The sequence below is a fragment of the Agrobacterium sp. DSM 25558 genome, from assembly GCF_900100825.1.
GTDB lineage: Bacteria > Pseudomonadota > Alphaproteobacteria > Rhizobiales > Rhizobiaceae > Agrobacterium.
On sequence record NZ_FMUD01000032.1, the window covers coordinates 40,239 to 59,615 of the forward strand.

The 19,377-nt window shown below is 56.6% G+C and carries 16 protein-coding genes and 1 tRNA gene; 10 read left to right on the forward strand and 7 right to left on the reverse strand.

The window, feature by feature from the left end; all coding sequences use genetic code 11:
- Window positions 1–266: 266 nt before the first annotated feature.
- Together DSM25558_RS21855 and DSM25558_RS21860 are read right to left on the reverse strand one after the other, a co-directional pair.
- Entirely contained in the window at window positions 267–4,094 is a 3,828-nt protein-coding gene (locus DSM25558_RS21855; protein ID WP_083716610.1) for a vitamin B12-dependent ribonucleotide reductase, read from the reverse strand.
- Window positions 4,095–4,739: 645 nt separating this feature from the next.
- A complete protein-coding gene (locus DSM25558_RS21860) occupies window positions 4,740–5,639 on the reverse strand; it encodes a DMT family transporter (protein WP_077106789.1) in 900 nt (299 codons plus the stop codon).
- A 123-nt stretch (window positions 5,640–5,762) separates the two neighbouring features.
- On the opposite strand from DSM25558_RS21860, the gene DSM25558_RS21865 reads away from it, so the two are divergent.
- Window positions 5,763–6,518, forward strand: coding sequence for an ArsR/SmtB family transcription factor (locus DSM25558_RS21865; protein WP_077106805.1), 756 nt, complete (start codon window positions 5,763–5,765; stop codon window positions 6,516–6,518).
- 2 nt (window positions 6,519–6,520) lie between these two features.
- Here the strand turns inward: DSM25558_RS21865 and gpt are convergent, their stop codons facing one another.
- Both gpt and DSM25558_RS21875 read right to left on the reverse strand, forming a co-directional pair.
- Window positions 6,521–7,018, reverse strand: coding sequence for a xanthine phosphoribosyltransferase (gene gpt, locus DSM25558_RS21870; protein ID WP_077106790.1), 498 nt, complete (start codon window positions 7,016–7,018; stop codon window positions 6,521–6,523).
- 130 nt (window positions 7,019–7,148) lie between these two features.
- Entirely contained in the window at window positions 7,149–7,928 is a 780-nt protein-coding gene (locus DSM25558_RS21875) for a GGDEF domain-containing protein (RefSeq protein ID WP_159442514.1), read from the reverse strand.
- Window positions 7,929–8,499: 571 nt separating this feature from the next.
- On the opposite strand from DSM25558_RS21875, the gene DSM25558_RS21880 reads away from it, so the two are divergent.
- From DSM25558_RS21880 to DSM25558_RS21895, 4 genes are all read left to right on the forward strand, one after another.
- Window positions 8,500–8,574 (forward strand) — tRNA-Glu (locus tag DSM25558_RS21880).
- A 105-nt stretch (window positions 8,575–8,679) separates the two neighbouring features.
- Window positions 8,680–9,285, forward strand: coding sequence for a nucleoside/nucleotide kinase family protein (locus DSM25558_RS21885; protein WP_159442515.1), 606 nt, complete (start codon window positions 8,680–8,682; stop codon window positions 9,283–9,285).
- Window positions 9,286–9,349: 64 nt separating this feature from the next.
- Window positions 9,350–9,784 (forward strand): VOC family protein, encoded by a 435-nt coding sequence (locus DSM25558_RS21890; RefSeq protein WP_077106793.1) that lies wholly within the window; start codon window positions 9,350–9,352, stop codon window positions 9,782–9,784.
- Between the two features lie 90 nt (window positions 9,785–9,874).
- Window positions 9,875–10,405: a lipocalin family protein gene (locus DSM25558_RS21895; RefSeq protein ID WP_077106794.1), complete on the forward strand. Its 531-nt coding sequence runs from the start codon at window positions 9,875–9,877 to the stop codon at window positions 10,403–10,405.
- 71 nt (window positions 10,406–10,476) lie between these two features.
- On the opposite strand, the gene DSM25558_RS21900 is transcribed toward DSM25558_RS21895, so the two are convergent.
- Both DSM25558_RS21900 and DSM25558_RS21905 read right to left on the reverse strand, forming a co-directional pair.
- Complete coding sequence (locus DSM25558_RS21900; RefSeq protein ID WP_077106795.1) at window positions 10,477–11,376, reverse strand: TIGR04086 family membrane protein; 900 nt, start codon at window positions 11,374–11,376, stop codon at window positions 10,477–10,479.
- 184 nt (window positions 11,377–11,560) lie between these two features.
- On the reverse strand, window positions 11,561–12,433 hold the full coding sequence (locus tag DSM25558_RS21905) for an ATP-binding protein (protein WP_077106796.1): 873 nt from the start codon (window positions 12,431–12,433) through the stop codon (window positions 11,561–11,563).
- Between the two features lie 221 nt (window positions 12,434–12,654).
- Between DSM25558_RS21905 and yajC the strand changes: the two genes are divergently transcribed.
- The 5 genes from yajC to DSM25558_RS21930 all read left to right on the forward strand — a co-directional run bounded on the left by yajC (window position 12,655) and on the right by DSM25558_RS21930 (window position 17,499).
- Entirely contained in the window at window positions 12,655–13,011 is a 357-nt protein-coding gene (yajC, locus tag DSM25558_RS21910) for a preprotein translocase subunit YajC (RefSeq protein ID WP_077106806.1), read from the forward strand.
- A 77-nt stretch (window positions 13,012–13,088) separates the two neighbouring features.
- Window positions 13,089–15,653, forward strand: coding sequence for a protein translocase subunit SecDF (gene secDF / locus DSM25558_RS21915; RefSeq protein WP_077106797.1), 2,565 nt, complete (start codon window positions 13,089–13,091; stop codon window positions 15,651–15,653).
- Window positions 15,653–16,045 carry an Mth938-like domain-containing protein gene (locus DSM25558_RS21920; protein ID WP_077106798.1) on the forward strand — a complete coding sequence of 131 codons (393 nt, stop codon included), beginning with the start codon at window positions 15,653–15,655 and terminating at the stop codon, window positions 16,043–16,045. The genes secDF and DSM25558_RS21920 overlap by 1 nt, the downstream gene beginning before the upstream one ends.
- Window positions 16,046–16,059: 14 nt before the next feature.
- Window positions 16,060–16,908 carry a phytoene/squalene synthase family protein gene (locus tag DSM25558_RS21925; RefSeq protein ID WP_077106799.1) on the forward strand — a complete coding sequence of 283 codons (849 nt, stop codon included), beginning with the start codon at window positions 16,060–16,062 and terminating at the stop codon, window positions 16,906–16,908.
- Window positions 16,909–17,001: 93 nt separating this feature from the next.
- Complete coding sequence (locus DSM25558_RS21930; protein WP_077106800.1) at window positions 17,002–17,499, forward strand: hypothetical protein; 498 nt, start codon at window positions 17,002–17,004, stop codon at window positions 17,497–17,499.
- Here the strand turns inward: DSM25558_RS21930 and trmFO are convergent.
- Window positions 17,448–18,920 (reverse strand): methylenetetrahydrofolate--tRNA-(uracil(54)-C(5))-methyltransferase (FADH(2)-oxidizing) TrmFO, encoded by a 1,473-nt coding sequence (gene trmFO / locus DSM25558_RS21935; protein ID WP_077106801.1) that lies wholly within the window; start codon window positions 18,918–18,920, stop codon window positions 17,448–17,450. The genes DSM25558_RS21930 and trmFO overlap by 52 nt on opposite strands.
- Window positions 18,921–19,377: the final 457 nt, after the last annotated feature.

Genomic DNA, 19,377 nt, shown 5'->3' on the forward strand with positions numbered 1-19,377 from the left:
CCGAAGCTGCTGTCGATGACCAAGTCATGCGACCTGGGCGGATGATCCACAGCAAATGCCTCTCTACGCATTTCTTGCGCGGATGCGATACCGTTACGGATTTTCCAGACACCTAAGTGTCTGGAAAATATAGCGTATCGTATCTTTAAACAGTTCGCTGTCTCTGCGTTCGAGAGAACGTGACATTCCTTAGGGAGCAATCTGGCCCCTAATAGCCGCCCCAGTGACATTTGTTTCGAACCCATTCACACAAGCAAGAAAAGCAATCAGCTGCAACCGCTCGTCGCACCACAAGTGTCGCACTTCTCACAAGTCCCATTCCGAACCATCGTGAAGTTCTGGCACTCGCCGCACATGTTGCCGGTATAGCCCTGAGCAATCGAGCGTACGCGGCGTTCGGCTTCTTTCTTCTTGGCTTCCGTCTTGGCCGATGCTGCGTCTGCGGCGGCTTTGTCGGAGAAGAGGGCGGTGGCGGCCTGTTCGGATTCGGTGACGAGGCTCTCTTCGGCGATTTCCTCTGCCAGTTCCTTAGCGCGTTCCTCATAGTCACGCTTGAAGGCGATGACTTCTGAAGGTGAGGCGGCGATGGCTGGTTCCAGCTTGCGGACCGTGTTGCCGGAGATCGACGTTACATTGCCGGAAGCACGGGCAGGGGCGGCGGTTGCCGAACCCTTTGGTTCGGACGAGTTGGCGCGTTCGCTGCTTGTGTTGGACACCAGAGTTGGCTTGTAACCGCGGGTCCAGCCGGTGGAAACGAGGTTGGTCTTGCCTTCTTCGATGCCCTTGCCGAGTGCCGTCTGCGAGAAGTCCGACGTATCCACATGGGCCAGATCGTGACGACCGAGGTAGGAGACGGCGAGTTCGCGGAAGACGTAGTCGAGGATCGAGGTGGCGTTCTTGATGGCATCGTTGCCGATGACCATGCCGGCCGGTTCGAACTTGGTGAAGGTGAAGGCCTCCACATATTCTTCCAGCGGCACGCCATATTGCAGGCCAAGCGAAATGGCGATGGCAAAGTTGTTCATCATCGCACGGAAAGCAGCGCCTTCCTTGTGCATGTCGATGAAGATTTCGCCGATGCGACCGTCACCGAATTCGCCGGTGCGCAGATAGACCTTGTGTCCACCCACAGCTGCCTTCTGGGTATAGCCCTGACGGCGGTTCGGCAGTTTTTCACGCTCGCGGGAAACCACGCGCTCCACGACGCGTTCGATGATCTTTTCAGTCAGCGTCACGGCCTGGGCCGCCTGTGGCTGGGCGATCAGATCTTCCAGTGCATCTTCGTCCTCATCGTCTTCGACCAGCGAAGCGTTGAGCGGCTGGGACAGCTTGGAACCATCGCGGTAGAGAGCGTTGGCCTTCAGCGCCAGCTTCCAGGACAGCATGTAGGCTGCGCCGCAATCTTCGACCGTTGCATCGTTCGGCATGTTGATGGTCTTGGAAATCGCACCCGAAATGAAGGGCTGCGCTGCCGCCATCATGCGGATGTGGCTTTCGACCGAGAGGTAACGCTTGCCGATCTTGCCGCATGGGTTGGCGCAATCGAACACAGGCAGATGCTCGTCCTTGAGGAACGGTGCGCCTTCCAGCGTCATCGCGCCGCAAACGTGCACGTTGGCCGCTTCGATGTCCTTTCTGGAGAAGCCGAGATGCTCCAGCAGGTTGAAGCTCATATCGGAGAGCTGCTCGTCGGAGACCTTCAGGGTGTCCTTGAGGAAGTCGGCACCGAGTGTCCACTGATTGAAGACGAACTTGATGTCGAAGGCAGCCTTCAGCGCGCCGTTGACGGCTTCGATCTTCTCATCGGTGAAGCCCTTGGCGCGCAGCGTAGACGCGTTGACGGCAGGTGCCTGATTCAGGTTGCCGTGGCCGACAGCGTAAGCTTCGATTTCGGCGATCTGGCTTTCCGAGTAACCGAGCGAACGCAGGGATTCTGGAACGGCGCGGTTGATGATCTTGAAGTAACCGCCACCGGCCAGCTTCTTGAACTTCACCAGCGCGAAGTCAGGCTCGATGCCGGTCGTGTCGCAATCCATGACGAGGCCGATCGTGCCTGTCGGCGCGATAACGGTGGTCTGGGCGTTGCGGTAGCCGTGCTTCTCGCCGAGTTCCAGAGCCTTGTCCCATGCGGCAACCGCGTGGGTGATCAGGTCCGGGTCCGTGCAATCGGCATGGATGAGCGCAACCGGGTTGACCGACAGGCCCTCATAACCATAGGCCAGGCCCTGAGCGGCGCGGCGGTGGTTGCGGATGACGCGCAGCATGCTGTCGCGGTTCGGTGCAAAGCCCGGGAAGGGACCGAGTTCGCCAGCCATTTCGGCAGATGTTGCGTAGGAAACGCCCGTCATGATGGCGGTCAAGGCACCGGCAATCGCACGGCCTTCATCGCTATCGTAAGGGATGCCAGACGACATCAGGAAACCGCCGATATTGGCGTAGCCGAGACCAAGCGTGCGGTATTCGTAGGAGCGTTCGGCAATTTCCTTGGATGGGAACTGCGCCATCATGACCGAGACTTCGAGAACGACGGTCCACAGGCGAACGGCGTGTTCGTAATCGGCAATGTCGATGGTCTTGGTCTTGGCGTCCTTGAACTGAAGCAGGTTCAGCGAAGCAAGGTTGCAGGCCGTGTCATCTAGGAACATGTATTCCGAGCAAGGGTTGGATGCGCGGATTGGGCCAGCGGCTGGCGATGTGTGCCAGTCGTTCATGGTGGTGTTGAAGTGCAGGCCTGGGTCAGCCGATGCCCATGCGGCGTGGGAAATCTTTTCCCAGAGATCGCGGGCCTTTAGTGTCTTCATGACCTTGCCGTCCTTGCGGGCGGTGAGGTTCCAGTCGCCATCATTCTCGACGGCGCGCAGGAAGTCGTCCTTCAAAGACACGGAGTTGTTGGAGTTCTGGCCTGAAACCGTAAGGTAGGCTTCCGAATCCCAATCGGTGTCGTAGGTCTTGAAATCGATGTCCTTGTAGCCCTGCTGGGCGAACTGGATGACGCGCTTGACGTAGTTTTCCGGAACCATGTCCTTCTTGGCAGCGCGAATTTCGCGCTTCAGGGCAGGGTTCTTGGCAGGGTCGAAGCAATCGCCCCGAGTAGCTTCAGAGCCGGCTTCGCAATTGACGCAGGCCTTCATGATGGCCTTGAGGTGCTTGGCGACGATCTTGGAACCGGTAACGAGAGCGGCAACCTTCTGCTCTTCGTTTACCTTCCAGTCGATATAGGCTTCGATATCCGGGTGATCGGCATCGACGACAACCATCTTGGCCGCACGGCGGGTGGTGCCGCCGGACTTGATGGCACCGGCTGCGCGGTCACCGATCTTGAGGAAGCTCATGAGGCCGCTTGAGCGTCCACCACCGGACAGCTTTTCGCCTTCGCCGCGCAGGTAGGAGAAGTTGGAGCCGGTGCCGGAGCCGTATTTGAACAGGCGTGCCTCACGCACCCACAGGTCCATGATGCCGCCTTCATTGACCAGATCGTCTTCGACGGACTGGATGAAGCAGGCATGCGGCTGCGGGTGTTCGTAGGAGGACTTGGACTTGGTCAGCTTGCCGGTGAAGGGGTCGACATAGAAGTGGCCCTGGCCAGGACCATCGATGCCATAGGCCCAATGCAGGCCGGTGTTGAACCACTGTGGAGAGTTCGGCGCAACGCGCTGGGTGGCCAGCATATAGGCAAGCTCGTCACGGAAGGCGAGGGCGTCTTCTTCGGTGGAGAAATATTTGCCCTTCCAGCCCCAGTAAGCCCAGGTACCGGCAAGACGCGAGAACACCTGACGGGCATCAATTTCAGAGCCGTAACGTTCGTCTTCGGGAATGTCCTTCATTGCCTTTTCATCGGCAACGGAACGCCACAGGAAGGAAGGAACGTCGTTTTCCTCAACCTTCTTCAGAATTTTAGGCACACCGGCCTTGCGGAAATATTTCTGCGCCAGAACGTCGGTCGCGACCTGAGAGAACTGCGCGGGAACGTCGATATCCGCTAGGCGGAAAACGATGGAGCCATCCGGGTTCTTGATCTCGCTGATACCCTTGCGGAATTCGATCTCCGCATAAGGAGACTGGCCGGGCTTGGTAAAGCGACGTTCAATGCGCATTTTATGGTCCTCGTTTCGTGGCACCCGTGAACAGGGCGCAAAAATTCTCTCCCGCGTCGCGCCTCGTACGCGCCGCCGGTTTTCGCCGATCTAGGTGGGATGGTCATCCGCAGATGCGATCCCTGTATCTCGTGGTGATTTCGGCTGCAATGATACTGTTCAATACTATATATAGTATTAACAGCCTTTTGTCGCCATATATCCCGCATTATGTTTTTGGCGGAAAATCCAGTTCACAAACAGGCCTTTACGCTCCACCCCCTCATGGTTGAAACGCAGGCAAACGCGTGAACTGGAACTGAAAAGAACCTGAGATGAGACACCCGATTCTGTTGCCGCCGCAACATGAATACACCTTGGAAAAATGTGGTGATTCCGTCAAGGCCTAGTTTGAAAGGGTTTGTTAACTACCAGATATTGTGTGCAGGGGCTGTGGAAAACGGGGAAAGAAAAACCCGCTATAAAAATCAGGCACTTGAGTGGCGGGATAAATTTAGTGCCGGATTTCCCTTACGTAACGGAAGGCCGGTTTTGCGCGGTTTTCAGAGGTGCGGCAAAAAGGCGACACCCCAAGTTTTACACATTCCTACAACACGATTACCGATGATAATAGCAAGCTTTGGGTGGTGGCCAGGTGCGTATCGCTCATGCCGCCGCTGGTTGTTTCGTCGGAAGTGTCATGGCAAAGACGCCGCCGACGACGAGGACGAGACCAACCCAAACCGTCGAAGACAGGCTTTCTCCAAGAAATATGACGCCTATGCCGACCCCGATCGGTACGCGCAGATAGGCTTGTGCCGTGGTGCCCACCGAACCAAGCGTGTGGATGAGTCGAAAATAGATGACGAATGCCAAGGCGGTGGAAAACACAGAAAGCGCCAGGAGAGCAAAAAGCGAAGACGTCGATGGCGATAGCGTCCAGGGCTGGTCGATTACGAGGCTGAGCGGTGCCAGCATGATCGCCCCGCACAACAGCGAGCCCGCTGCCGGCATCATGGGGTCGAGGCCTTTGAAGTTTTTGCCGAAAATGACGGCACCCGCGTAACACACGCTGGCCGCGACGACCGCGAGCTGCGCCAGAAGTTCCTTGCCCACGCCATTGAACGCCTGCACGCCGACGATAAACACGATGCCGCTGAAGCCAGCAGCAATCCCGAAGATCTTGCGACCATTGACGGGTTCATGACGAACGAGAAGCGCCGTCAGCAAAAAGGCAAAGACCGGCGTGGTGGAGTTGAGGATGACAGCAAGCCCGGCATCCGTGGTGGTTTCTGCCCAGGCAATCAACGTGAAGGGAACGGCGGTGTTGAGACAGGCCTGAATGAAAAAGCGTCGCCATATGGCAGGGTCGCGTGGCAAGCGCAGACCGCGAATGCGCAGGACAATCAGCAGCACAGTCGCAGCGAGCAGCGTTCTTGCCGCAATCAACGTGATTGGCGGTATGGTGGCGACGCCCAGTTTTATAAAGGTGTAGGCCGCACCCCACAGTGTGGCGAGGGTGAGAAGAAGGGCGAATTCTCTTGTCATGTTTTTGTCGGCGGGCATGTTCGGTCCTTGGGCTCGCAGGTGTCTACGAACGGTGGTAGCCGCAAAAGCGGCAAAGATGCTTCGGCCGTGACCGAAATGTGTGTGACTGACAAAGCGAAACCGCGCTGTTATGTTGGCGTCATGACAAATTTTGCTTCCGGTAGTGCAATCGCCGAAGTTGCCAGCCTCCTGGGCGACGCAGCCCGCGCCAATATGCTCTCGGCACTGATGGGCGGGCAAGCCCTGACGGCGGGCGAATTGGCGCGCCACGCGGGTGTGACCGCGCAAACCACGAGCGGCCATCTGTCCCGACTGGCAGACGCGCAATTAGTGACGCTCGAAAAACAGGGGCGGCATCGTTATTACCGTCTGGCATCGCAAGAGGTGGCGCAGGCTATCGATGCGCTGATGGCTGTCGCATCGGCCGGCCCCAAACGTTACCGTCCTGTCGGCCCGAAAGATGAGGCGCTAAGAACGGCCCGAACCTGTTACGACCACATGGCGGGAAAACTCGCAGTGAACGTTGCGGACGCTCTGTGTGAGAAGTCCTACGTCGCCTTGTCAGACGGTGCCGCGTTGGTAACGGAGGAGGGCCAAAAGTTCTTCTGTGACTTCGGCGTCGACCTCAAACCCGACAATGCGTCGAAACGGCCGCTTTGCCGGGCCTGTCTGGACTGGAGCGAACGGCGGATGCATCTGGCTGGAAAGCTGGGCGCGGAGCTGCTCGACCGCTTCACCGCGCTGGGCTGGGTTGCCCGCATATCGGAAACGCGGGCTTTGCGCGTCACGCCCGCAGGCGAGGTGGGTTTTCGCACCACATTCGGATTGCCGGTGGAGTGGCGATTGTCGTCGCCAGCCGAAACAAAAAATGACGGCCGCGAGAGCCGTCATTTGTGAGTTTATCCGCGGGAGCCTTTCGCGATTGGCTCCTGATAGGTGAAGCCCAGATCCCATGGGAAATAGATCCACGTATCCTGGCTGACTTCTGTAATGAACGTATCGACCGTTGGTACGCCCTTTGGCTTGGCATAGACGCAGGCAAAATGTGCCTTGGGCAACATTTCGCGCACTTCGATGGCGGTTTTGCCCGTGTCCGTCAGGTCATCGATAACGAGGATGCCTTCGCCATCTTTTTCCATCAACTCGGGAGAAATGCCCTTGAGAAGCATCGTGTCGCCCTGGTTGACGTAATCATGGCGCGTGGCGATGCAGACGGTATCGATGAGGCGGATATTCAGTTCGCGCGAAATAATAGCCGCTGGCACGAGGCCGCCGCGCGTGATGCAAACGATGGCGCTGAACTCCTGGTCCAAGCCTGCCAAGCGCCATGCAAGGGCGCGGGCATCACGGTGAAATTGATCCCATGAAACGGGAAAAGCTTTATCTGGAAGGGACATGAGGTGTCTGCCATCTGGTCAAAATTGTCGATGGCTTTGGCTAATAGCGGCAAGAATGCGTGAAAGGCAAGCGGATCACGCAGTTCTGAAACGGTTTCTAATGCCATCGGGACGAATGTCGCCAGCTGTTCTAGATGCTTTTATCTGCAAATACGCCGATCACCGTGTTGCGTCCCGCGTCCTTGGCTCTGTAGAGCGCGGTATCTGCTCTGCGCAGCAATTGCTGTAAACGTTCATCGGTCGCGGCTTGCACCACGCCGAAACTGCAGGTGATGCGGCCTTTGGGCAGAGGATCGAGATAGCTGGTCTCGAAAGCGACGCGCAGGCGTTCGGCAATGTTGATAGCATCTTCGCCGGAGGTGCGCGGCAACAGGATGCAGAACTCCTCTCCGCCGATACGCGATGCAAGATCATAGGGTCTGAGGGAATCCTTCACGATCTCGCCCACGATCATCAAGACATTGTCGCCGACATCGTGACCGTAATCATCGTTGATCTGCTTGAACCGGTCCAGATCGAACAGGACGAGAGACAGAGGTTCATTCGCCCGCTCGGCTTGAGATTGCGCAGCCGGCAACTGTTCCGTTAGCCAACGACGATTGCCAAGGCCGGTCAGAAAATCCGTCGTGGCTTGATGCTTGAGCTTCTTGGTAAGCTCTTCCACCTGCCAAAGCATGGATTTAGCCGCATCGGTAACGATGGCGATTTCATCGGCACCGCCGGAGGGAAGTTTCAGAACGCTTTTATCCTGCGGATATTTCATCAGCGCTTCGGCCAGATGGTGCAGCGGACGGATGAAGCGCCAGATGGCGAATAGACAAATGGCGGTGCCGATAAGCGTTGCACCCAATATCAAGGAGAACACAGGCACGGGCCCGGTGTCGAAACCGCTCAGCAGATGAATGATCAAGGCAATCAGCGGAACGTGGACGCTTAAAAATGAAACTAGAAAAATTTTCGCAATCAGAGACCGTCGAAGTGTCGGCATTATCTGTCGTTTCTCTGATTGCATGGTCAACCTTCCGTAGTCTCGATAATTCTTAATTAGAAATCTGCGTCGAAAGAAAGCAATTCGATGGCGAGAAGGGGATTACATCGTCTTTTGACCATGGAATTTCAATCCAAGATGTCGAATTCGGCGCGTCAGGCTTATTTTTTATCGATGGAAACTACCATAAGCGGTACCGGCGTCCTTTATAACGCGACCTTTAAAATTGCTGGCGCGCAAGGCTGTGAACAAGCAGTCTCGGCGTCATGAAACGCCGTTGCTTGGACATGATTACTGGTCGACCGACCGAGAATTAAAGAATTCCAAGCGCACGAAACGGCGTTGCCGGAAAAAATAAGCCTCTGTTTTGAATGGATAATCCTTGTTTTCCAAGGGCTGCGAGACAGTCCGTCATTTTTTTGTCAAAAGGCGCACTTTCCCGCTTGCGGTATCGAAAACCTCTGACTATAAGAGCGCCACACCACAAGTGTACGCGCCCTTCGTCTATCGGTTAGGACGTCAGATTTTCATTCTGAAAAGAGGGGTTCGACTCCCCTAGGGCGTACCACTTCTCCTAAAAAACTCCCCATTTTTATCGTACTTCGCACACGAATGCTGGTCGCTGTTCCGTTTCTGGATCATGCGCAGTTCGAATGTGGAGGAGTGATTGGTTGTGCGGATTGTTTTGATTGGCGGCACGTCGCATGCCGGCAAATCGACACTGGCCGAAACCATCGCCACACAGCTGGGTTGGCGTTTCCTGTCCACCGATAGTCTCGCCAGACATCCCGGACGTCCATGGCGGGATGTGCCTGACATGCCGCCGCCGCATGTGGTTGAGCATTATCGCGATCTTGAGGTGGATGCTCTGATGCAATCGGTCCTCCACCACTATGATTCGATGTGGGCAGCACATGTTTTGCCATTGATAGAAAATGATTCCGGTCTTGTGATGGAGGGCTCGGCCTTGCTACCCGCTAGGATCGCCCCACTTTTGTCGAGCGATGTGCAGGCGGTCTGGCTGGTCGCATCCGATGACCTCATCGAGCGCAGAATCAAATCGGAAAGTGGATATTCATCCCGCGACAGTGACAGCCAGTTCCTTATCGAGAAGTTTGTGAAAAGGGCGCTTGCGTTCAACGGCTTCATAGCGGGGGAGGTAAGCCGTCTTAATCTCCGAAAAATCGACATCGATTCCGACAGCCAAAGTCATGTCCTATGTGCGCGATTGCTGGATGCATTGCGCGTAAATGCCAGCGCTTCGTTATTTATCGATTGAGTTTCGCAGTTGACCCTGCGCACCATAACGCGATTGTACGTCTGACATCTTGGAGGAGATATCAGTGACATCAAGCATACCATTTTCCCTAGTCGGGATTGATCACGTCGTTCTGTTGGTGGACGATATGGACAAGGCGCTGCGTTTTTATCATGAGGTGATGGGCTGCCGCCCCGGCTACACTTATCCGGCGCTTGGCATGGAACAGGTATGGTGCGGGGCTTCGCTCATTGTGCTGTGGGACATAACGCATCCCGGCGGGCAAAAGGCGGCACCGCCTGTAGCAGGCGGGCGAAATGTCGACCATATCTGCATCGCAACCGGGCCTTTCGAGCATGATGCGCTGCGCGCACATCTGGAAAGCCAAGGCGTTGCCATTCATCGTGAGGCGATGCATGGAGGCGCGCGTGGCATGGGGCACTCTTTCTATATATACGACCCATTCGGCAACATGCTGGAAATCAAGGGCCCCGCTGAATATCCAGACGGGCGTGTTTGAGCCAGCAGGTCACGGTGGATTGATGATGTCGGGTGCAACCGCGATACGCCTATGGCATTGTCTTCGAATCCTGACCCCGTGGAGCTCGCGATGAACAGTATCATTCAATCCCTTACCGCTGCCGTAGCATTTTCTTGCCTTAGTGTTTCTCTCGTTGGCGAAGCCAAGGCAGAACCAGCCGTAGCGCAAACCGATCGTTCGCATTATCAAGGTAAATGGCTGGAAATTGGCAGAACACCCATGTGGCTGACAGATGGTTGCGTGGCGGGCTTCACGGTCTACAAGCCCGGTAATGCCCCCAATCAGGTTCTGGTACAGGATGGCTGTCGCGAGGGTTCTCCGCAAGGGAAGCTCAAGACTATCGAGGGTATCGGCACTTTGACCGACTCGAAAACGACCAAAGCCAAGCTCAGGGTCCGCTATCCGCTACTGATCACCTTCAATTACTGGGTTCTGTACAAGTCGCCAGACCGCAGCTGGTTCATCAGCGCAAATCCCGACATGAAAAATCTCTGGATCTATGCACGCAGCGTGCCGTCCAAGAGCAAGTTGGCAGTGATGGTGAAGAAAGCGAAAGAACTCGGTTACGATACGAGCAAGCTTGAGTTTCCGAAGTTCTAACCTTTTGCAAACTGCCCAAACAAAAATGCCCGCGTCATCCGCGGGCATTTCTTTTAGAACGATGTTACCGATTATTCGATAACTGTATCACGGCGTCTCTGGGTGTGGGCAGCACCGATATTGCCACCGAAGAGAGCTGCGACAGCACCAAGCAACAATGCGCCAAATGCGACATAGGAGCCTGCGGAGACAGCAGTCGCTGTTGCCTGTGCGGCTTCAGTTGCGCGAACCTTGGCCTGCTCGACGGCCTGCTTGTACTGGTTTTCATAGTTGGTAACCTGCTGGCGGGCCTGATCGACAGGGATACCCTGAGCACGGGCCAGAGCGTCGGCAGCACGGTTGCGTGCATCTTCGGCCTGAGCCTGATCGCCCGTCAATGCAGCGCGGACAGCGCTGACTGCCGCATCACGCAGAGCCTGCGGATCGTTGCCGCCGCTTGCTTGACGAATGCTCTGTTCGATGGACGAAACAGGATCGGAAGCTGTTGCCAGCGATGGTGCAGCTGTGGTCGCGGCAGTTGCGATGGTCGAGCCTGCACCAGAGAACACGCTTGTTACGCCGGAGAAAGCACCGCCGACAAGCGCGCCAACGGATGTGGTGAGCAGATAAAATACGACCAGCGTTGTTACGGCCCAAGATGTCAAACCATGCAGTGCGCCAGTGGTACGAGCGGCGCGGCCAGAGAGACGGCTTGCAACGTAAGCGCCGACGAAGGCTGCGATGAGGCCGCTGACGATCATCCATACGATGGAGCCAATGGAGAGCGATGTCGCAGTCGGCGTATCATTCTGCGCGGGGTCGATGACGCCAGCGCCGATCGCAAGGCCGAGAAGGTTGAGGATGAGGTGCAAGGCCAGCGCGATTGCGACGCCGGCAAATATGCTGCCCCAAGAAATATTCGTATTCGATTCTCTCAATACAGGAGCACGAATGCCTGTTTGGGATGCTGTATACACGGTCTGATCAGTCATTTCGCTCTCCTGTTACACAACGCTATTACGCGTCTGCGGCAGAAACGAGCGGATTATCGGTTTGTTCCGGCTCCGAACAGGAAATTCAAATTGTTTTACAAACAAGAACGATCATTATAGCTGAATATTTTCAACCATTTGGGGTTTTTATTGTTTACTGAAAGAAGAACGTCTGCCGCTGATCTCAGCTTTTGATCGTTTTACGCATTTTTCCCGCAATATCCTGAATATACTGCCATGCTACACGGCCAGACCGGCCACCACGGGTTGTAGCCCATGCTAAAGCCTCATGATGAAGTGTTTCACGCGCAAGGCCGAGGTCGAAATAGTCGGCATAACCGTCGATCATCGTCAGATAGTCTTCCTGGCTGCATTTGTGGAAGCCAAGCCACAGACCGAAACGATCCGATAGCGAGACCTTTTCCTCGACCGCCTCGGATGGATTGATGGCGGTGGACTGCTCGTTCTCCATCATGTGGCGCGGCAACAGATGGCGACGGTTGGATGTGGCGTAGAACAGGACATTGTCAGGACGTCCCTCGATGCCACCATCCAGCGCAGCCTTGAGTGACTTGTAGGCCGTATCATCATGGTCAAAGGACAGGTCGTCGCAAAAGACGATGATGCGATGATCCGAAGACTTCATGATGTCCATGAGGGCAGGGAGGGTGTGGATGTCTTCGCGGTGGACTTCCACGAGCTTCAGCGAAACACCACTCGATGCTCGCACGTCTTCGTGAACGGCTTTGACCAGCGATGACTTGCCCATGCCGCGCGCACCCCACAACAGCACGTTATTGGCCGCAAAGCCTTCGGCAAAACGCGCCGTGTTTTCGTGGAGAATGTCGCGGACATGATCGACACCGCGAATGAGCTGTAGCGCGATGCGGTTGGGACGGGCGACGGGCTGAAGCCAGGAATTGGCGGGCACCCAGACAAAACAATCGGCGCTATTCCAATCGTTTACGGCAGGCGGCGGGCCAGCCAGTCGCTCCAAAGCATCGGCCAGACGTCTTACTTCGGTGAGCAGAAGTGTATTCGTTTCTTCCGACGACATCGTAAAGTCTCCTGCAAACAATCCGTGGCGCGCGTCATGCGGCATAAAACTAGATTTTCTGCGGGTTAGCATGGTGTTTGTTGCCTTGAAAGGTTATGAGGCGTGGAAACGGTACGGCGCACGGCGTCTGTCTGTTGCATTCTAAGGAAGCGCAACTATATTCCGGCGGCTTGAAAGCCGGCCAGTGGCTAAGACTGCGCCCGAAATCTGAGGAGTTTTTTATGTTTATCAGCCAAGCTTTTGCCCAGGACGCGACGGGCACACCGTCTGCATTCGGGTCTGGCCTCGAGATGCTGTTCCTGTTCGCCCCGTTGATGGTGGTCTGGTACTTCTTCCTGATCCGTCCGCAGCGCGCGCAGTTGAAGAAGCGTCAGGAAACGCTGACGGCCATTCGCCGTGGCGACCAGGTCGTTCTTGGCGGCGGCATCGTTGGCAAGGTGACCAAGGTCATCGACGACACTGAGCTGGAAGTCGAAATCGCCGATGGCGTCAAGGTTCGTGCATCGCGCACCTATATTGCAGAAGTGCGCGTCAAGGGTGAGCCGGTGAAGACCGAAGCCCCGGCAGCCGCTAAGTAATAGCCGCGTCCACAATAAAAAGCAGGTTGCGGCAAACGCAGCCTGGGTTCTGACACCCAACCCTGACCGAGACCTAAATGCTTCATTTTTCCCGCTGGAAAACAGCCTTTATCTGGCTTGCCGTGCTTATAAGCGTCGTTATCGCTTCTCCAAACCTGTTTACCGACAAGCAGCTGGAAGGCATGCCGAACTGGTATAAGGATAATAAGGTAACGCTAGGTCTCGACCTTCAGGGCGGTTCCCACATCATGCTCAAGATCGAGCGTTCCGATATCGTAAAGGAACGTCTCGAAACGATCGTGGGCGACGTGCGCACCCAGCTGCGTGATGCCAACATCAAATATTCGGGCCTAGCAGGCAATGGCCAGCAGGTTCAGGTCCGCATTACCGATCCTGCTCAGTACGAGGCTGCAAAGACGGCACTTCGCGATCTGACGCTGCCGGTTTCGTCCGGTACTCTGGTTGGCACCTCCATCACCGAAGTGACCATGAGCGATGCGGGCGACAACCTGCTCCGTCTCAACCTGACGGATGACGGCATCAACTATCGCCTGTCTTCTGCCGTCTCGCAGTCCATCGAAGTCGTTCGTCGCCGTGTCGATGAAGTCGGCACCACCGAGCCCTTGATCCAGCGTCAGGGTTCGGACCGCATCATCGTGCAGGTTCCAGGTTTGCAGGACCCGCAGCGTCTGAAGTCGCTTTTGAACCAGACCGCGAAACTGTCCTTCCGCATGGTCGATACGTCCATGCCGGTGCAGGAAGCGCTGAATGGTCGCCCACCGGCAACGTCCGAAGTTCTCTATTCGCAGGACGATCCACCGGTTCCTTATCTGGTGGAACGCCGTGCGCTCGTTTCCGGCGACAACCTCGTCGATTCGCAGGCAAGCTTTAACCAGCAAAACAACGAACCCGTTGTCACTTTCCGTTTCGATAGCCGTGGCGCGCAGCGTTTTGCGCAGGCGACACAGCAGAATGTCGGCAAGCCTTTCGCCATCATTCTCGACAATCAGGTCATCTCCGCGCCGGTCATTCGTGAGCCAATCATCGGTGGTTCCGGACAGATTTCCGGTAACTTCTCCGTTCAGGGCGCGAACGACCTCGCTGTCCTGCTGCGTGCCGGTGCGCTTCCTGCCACGTTGACCGTTGTCGAAGAGCGCACAGTCGGCCCAAGCCTTGGCAGCGACTCGATCAATGCCGGTCTGATGGCCAGCGCCATCGGTGCCATCGGCGTCGTGATCTTCATGTTCGTTTTCTACGGCTTCTTCGGCCTGCTGGCGAACATCGCACTGATCGTCAACATCGTCATGCTGCTGGCTGTGCTCAGTATCATCGGATCGACGCTGACATTGCCGGGTATTGCCGGTATCGTGTTGACGATCGGTATGGCGGTGGACTCCAACGTTCTGATCTATGAGCGCATACGTGAAGAGGTGAGGAGCGGGAAACCGTTGATCTCATCGCTGGAGAACGGCTTCACCCGCGCCTTTGCCACAATCATCGACGCCAACCTGACGACGTTGATCGTCGCCAGCGTTCTGTTCTATATGGGCACCGGCCCGGTCAAGGGCTTTGCAGTAACGCTTGCCGTCGGTATCGTCACCACCGTCTTCACGGCTTACACGCTGACAGCCTGGCTGTTTGGCATGTGGGTTCGCCGCAGCCGTCCGAAGCATCTTCCGAATGGTATCCGCACCGCCATATTCGACGGTAAAGACTTCCCCTTCATGCGGTATCGTCGCTACGTGTTCATCTTCACCGGTGTGGTGATGCTGGGATGTATCGGCGGTTTCGTCACCAAGGGTCTGAACCTCGGCATCGACTTCCAGGGCGGTTCCGTCATCGAAGTGAAGGCAAAGCAGGGCGACGCCGATATTGCCGATATCCGTGACCGTTTGAGCCAGCTTAATCTCGGCGAAATCCAGGCTCAGGGCTTCGGAACACCACAGGATGTGTTGATCCGCATTCAGGCGCAGGAAGGCGGCGAGAATGCCGAACAGTCTGCCATTACGCTGGTACGTGGCGAGCTCGAGGACAAGTACGATTTCCGCCGCGTGGAAGTGGTCGGCCCCGCCGTTTCCGGTGATCTGACATTCACCTCCACCATTGGTATCGTTCTGGCCATGGTTGCCATTATGGGCTACATCTGGATCCGGTTCGAATGGCAGTTCGCGCTGGGTGCGATCATTTCCATGGTCCACGACGTGGTGTTCACCATCGGCCTGTTCGTCTTCCTCGGCATAGAGTTCAACCTCACCAGTATCGCGGCGATCCTGACGATCATCGGCTATTCGTTGAACGATACAGTCGTCATCTATGACCGTATTCGTGAGAACCTGCGGCGTTACAAAAAGATGCCGCTGTCGATGATCATTGACGTTTCGCTGAACCAGACGCTGTCGCGCACGATCCTCACGGGTCTGACGGTTATGCTGGCGCTGCTGTCGCTCTACCTGTTCGGTGGAGAGGTCATTCGTTCCTTCACCTTCGCCATGCTGTTCGGTGTTGGTATCGGCGTCTTCTCGTCGGTCTACATCGCAGCGCCAGTGCTGATCGCCTTCAAGCTGCGTCCAGGTGGCAATGATGCCGAAGACGATAAGGCCGACGCCAAGCGTGAGGCTATCGGCGGCAAGCCCGCCGTCTGATGGCAAGTGGTATAGAAATACGCCCGGCCCATTTTCCTGGCCGGGCACCCATCGATGCCTATGGCAATTACGGATTTCGTTTTGCCGACATGTCGCATCGCGGGTCGCTTCTTTGTCTGCCCTCCGGCATTCACGGCTGGAGCGTTGACGACGCAGCAAAGCTGGCAGTCGAAGACATCTCCAAGGTTCTCGATCAAGCCGGTGACATCGAGTTCCTGTTGATCGGTACTGGCGATTCCATGCGCGTTATTCCCAAAGAGCTGAGAGCAGCTTTGAAAGAAGCCGGTATTTCAGCCGATTCGATGAGCACCGGTGCGGCAGTGCGGACCTACAACATCATGCTTTCGGAATCCCGCGCCGTTGCGGCAGCACTGATTGCCGTCGAAGGCTGAAAGAGCGAATATTCATGGCGGAACGGATGGCGGACAAGGATACGTGCCTGACCATGTTGCGTGATCTGGATCGCGATCGCTATCTCGCATGCCTTCTTTCGCCGGAAGACAAACGCCCGGCACTCGCGGCACTTTACGCGTTCAACGCCGAAATCGCCCGAATCCGTGATCTGGTTCGCGAGGCGCTTCCCGGTGAAGTCCGGATGCAGTGGTGGCGTGATCTTCTCGAAGGCACGCCCCATGGCGAAAGTCTGGCAAATCCCGTTGCTGCGGCGCTTTTAAACGCGATCGACACACATAATCTTCCGCGCAAGACTTTGATCGATATGATCGAGGCGCGGATTTTCGACCTTTACGATGACGTCTTTGAAGACCGCAATGCTTTGGAAGGCTATGCCGGGGAAACGGCGTCGGCGCTGATCCAACTCGCCAGCATCGTGCTGTCTCCCGCAGACGCGGTGACCAGCGCGTCAGCCGCGGGCCATGCAGGTGTTGCGCAGGCAATGGCCGGTATGCTGCTGTTGATGCCGCTGCATAGGCGGCGTGGGCAGGTTTATATTCCACTCGATATGCTCGTCGCCGCCGGTCTGGACCGGGAGAGTTTTCTGGAAGGCAAGGATACAGCGCGTATCGCTGTTGCCATCGAGATATTCTGTGTGCATGCGCTGGATCATTTGAAGAACGCCCGGCAGGCAGGCATACCGAGAGCCGTTTTCCCGGCGTTTATTCCGGTGTCTCTGGCCGGCCGCGTGATTGGAGATGCGAGGCGCGCAGGGGCTGGTCTGTTTGAGCAGGATATCCAACTCTCCCAGCTTCGCCGACAATGGCTGCTTGGGAAATCCTCATTCCTGCAACGGTTTTGACAGGCTCAATATTCGCGCAAGGCTTGGTGGTTAAGAACCGGCACTTATGAGAATGTCACGTCCCATCAAGAACAGCCGCACGGAGCGACGTCTATGAACCCTGCAATCTGGATCGTCATTCTCTTTCCTGTCGGCATGCTTGGTTACTACCTGTTGCGCATGAGGCGGGATCCCGACGACGACGATCGTCACGATACGGGGCAGGCGATCCTTGATTTTGCACGGGCCTTTCCGACCGAAGCCATCCGCAGCTTGCACATGACCATTGATGGCAATGCCGTGTTCGTGCGTTTGCACGACAACAAAGCCGGGTTCATGCGCAATATGGGCAAACATCATGCCTGTATGCTGCTCGACCCGGAGCGCATTCAGGTGGAGCATCTGGAGACCGGCGACGGCTTCGTGGTGACCTTTATAGACACACCAAAATACAGCGGCGCTTACCGCTTCAAAACGGTGGGAGAAGCCGCAGAAGTCTCGCTATGGCTGCTCGGCAGCTATCTGGAAGCCGCCGAAGTCGAACCAGAAGCGCCCGCTCCTCAGGCAGCCGAAACGCCCGATTCGACGCCGTCGCCATCTGCCTCTACCTGAGCGAAGACGGGCGCAGGAACGCCGAGCCAAGCGGCGCAATCCGTCAGCGCGCGCACGGCCATCAACTGGCGTTTCATGATGGTCTTGTCTTTGCCTCGGAAGCGCTTGACGCCTTCCGGTTTGACGATGGAGCCGGGTTCCAGATCGGGGAATAATCCAAAATTGACGTTCATTGGCTGGAAAGACCGCTTGCCCGGTTCTTCGTCGGTGGACAAGTGGCCGCCGGTGATGTGGCTCAGCAGTGCGCCCAGCGCCGTTGTGGCAGGCGGCAGGCTGACCGGCTCGCCCTTGCGCTCCGCACTGGCAAAACGCCCGGTCAGAAGACCGATCGATGCGCTTTCAACATAACCTTCGCAGCCGGTGATCTGGCCGGCAAACCGCACGGATGGGCGCGATTTCAGTCTCAGAGACGGATCCAGCAGGCGTGGCGAATCGATATAGGTATTGCGGTGCAGGCCACCGAGTCGGGCAAATTCGGCATTTTCCAATCCCGGAATCATGCGGAAAATATCCGCCTGTGTTCCGTATTTCAGCTTCGTCTGGAACCCGACCATATTGTAGAGCGTGCCGAGCGCATTGTCCTGCCGAAGCTGGACTACGGCATAGGCCTTGACTGTGGGGTTGTGGGAATTGGTCAGGCCCATGGGCTTCATCGGGCCATGGCGCAACGTTTGGCGCCCGCGCTCCGCCATGATCTCGATAGGCAGACAGCCGTCGAAGTAAGGCGTGCCTTCCCACTCCTTGAAGCCCACCGTATCACCCGCGACAAGTGAATCGATGAAGGCGTTGTACTGCTCCTGGTCCAGCGGGCAGTTGATGTAGTCCTTGCCGTTTCCACCCGGGCCGACCTTGTCGTAGCGTGACTGGTACCAGCAGATATCCATATTGATGCTGTCACGGTGGACGATGGGGGCTATGGCGTCGAAAAAGGCCAGCGCATCCTCGCCGGTCTCGGCCTGAATGGATGCAGCAAGAGCGGGAGAGGTCAGCGGTCCCGTCGCGATGATCGTATTGTCCCACTCCTTCGGCGGCAGACCGGAAATTTCCTCGCGAACAATTGTTACCAGCGGATGCGCTTCGAGTTCAGCCGTCACTGCCTCGGCAAAGCCATCGCGGTCCACGGCAAGCGCGCTACCGGCTGGCACCTTGTGCTTGTCGGCACAGGCCATGATCAGCGAACCCGCAAGCCGCATCTCCGCATGGATGACGCCAACGGCATTGGCCGTTGCGTCGTCGGATCGGAAGGAGTTTGAACAAACGAGTTCTGCCAGCGATTCGCCCTGATGCGCATCCGTGCCGCGCACGCCGCGCATCTCATGCAAAATGACGGGAATGCCAGCTTGGGCAATCTGCCAAGCGGCCTCGGAACCGGCCAGGCCACCGCCGATGACGTGAATGGGAGAATAGGTCTTGTCTTGCATCGCGCACTCGCACCGCCACGCAGCACTGGAGTGCATTCAGGCGGATATGTTTGTGTGGTTTGAGAGCCGGTCCTTTTCAGGAGGCAATTTTGCGGATGCAGTACCACGGGAGAGGGTGGAGGCCAAACTTTTTCGGTGGTAGTGGTCGGCGACACCCACCGTCACCCCGCACTTGTGTGGACGAAATGTGGTTTACTTGTTGCATTGACCGGGACGCGCATCCCGGTCAATGCAGGCAGGAGGCCGTATTTCCGCACCGGTTTGAAAGAGCCGACATCAAGCAAGGCCCTGCCTGCTCCCTTTGACCCCGAACGGTTGATCGGGCTTTCGCCCGCACCACAAGACTGGGAGCAAGGCCATGATACAGGAACTTACCGTTGTTGGTATCGACATTTCCAAAGCCCGCTTCGATGTCTGCGCGTATCCTGCGGGAAAGCACTGGAGTACAGGCAGTTCA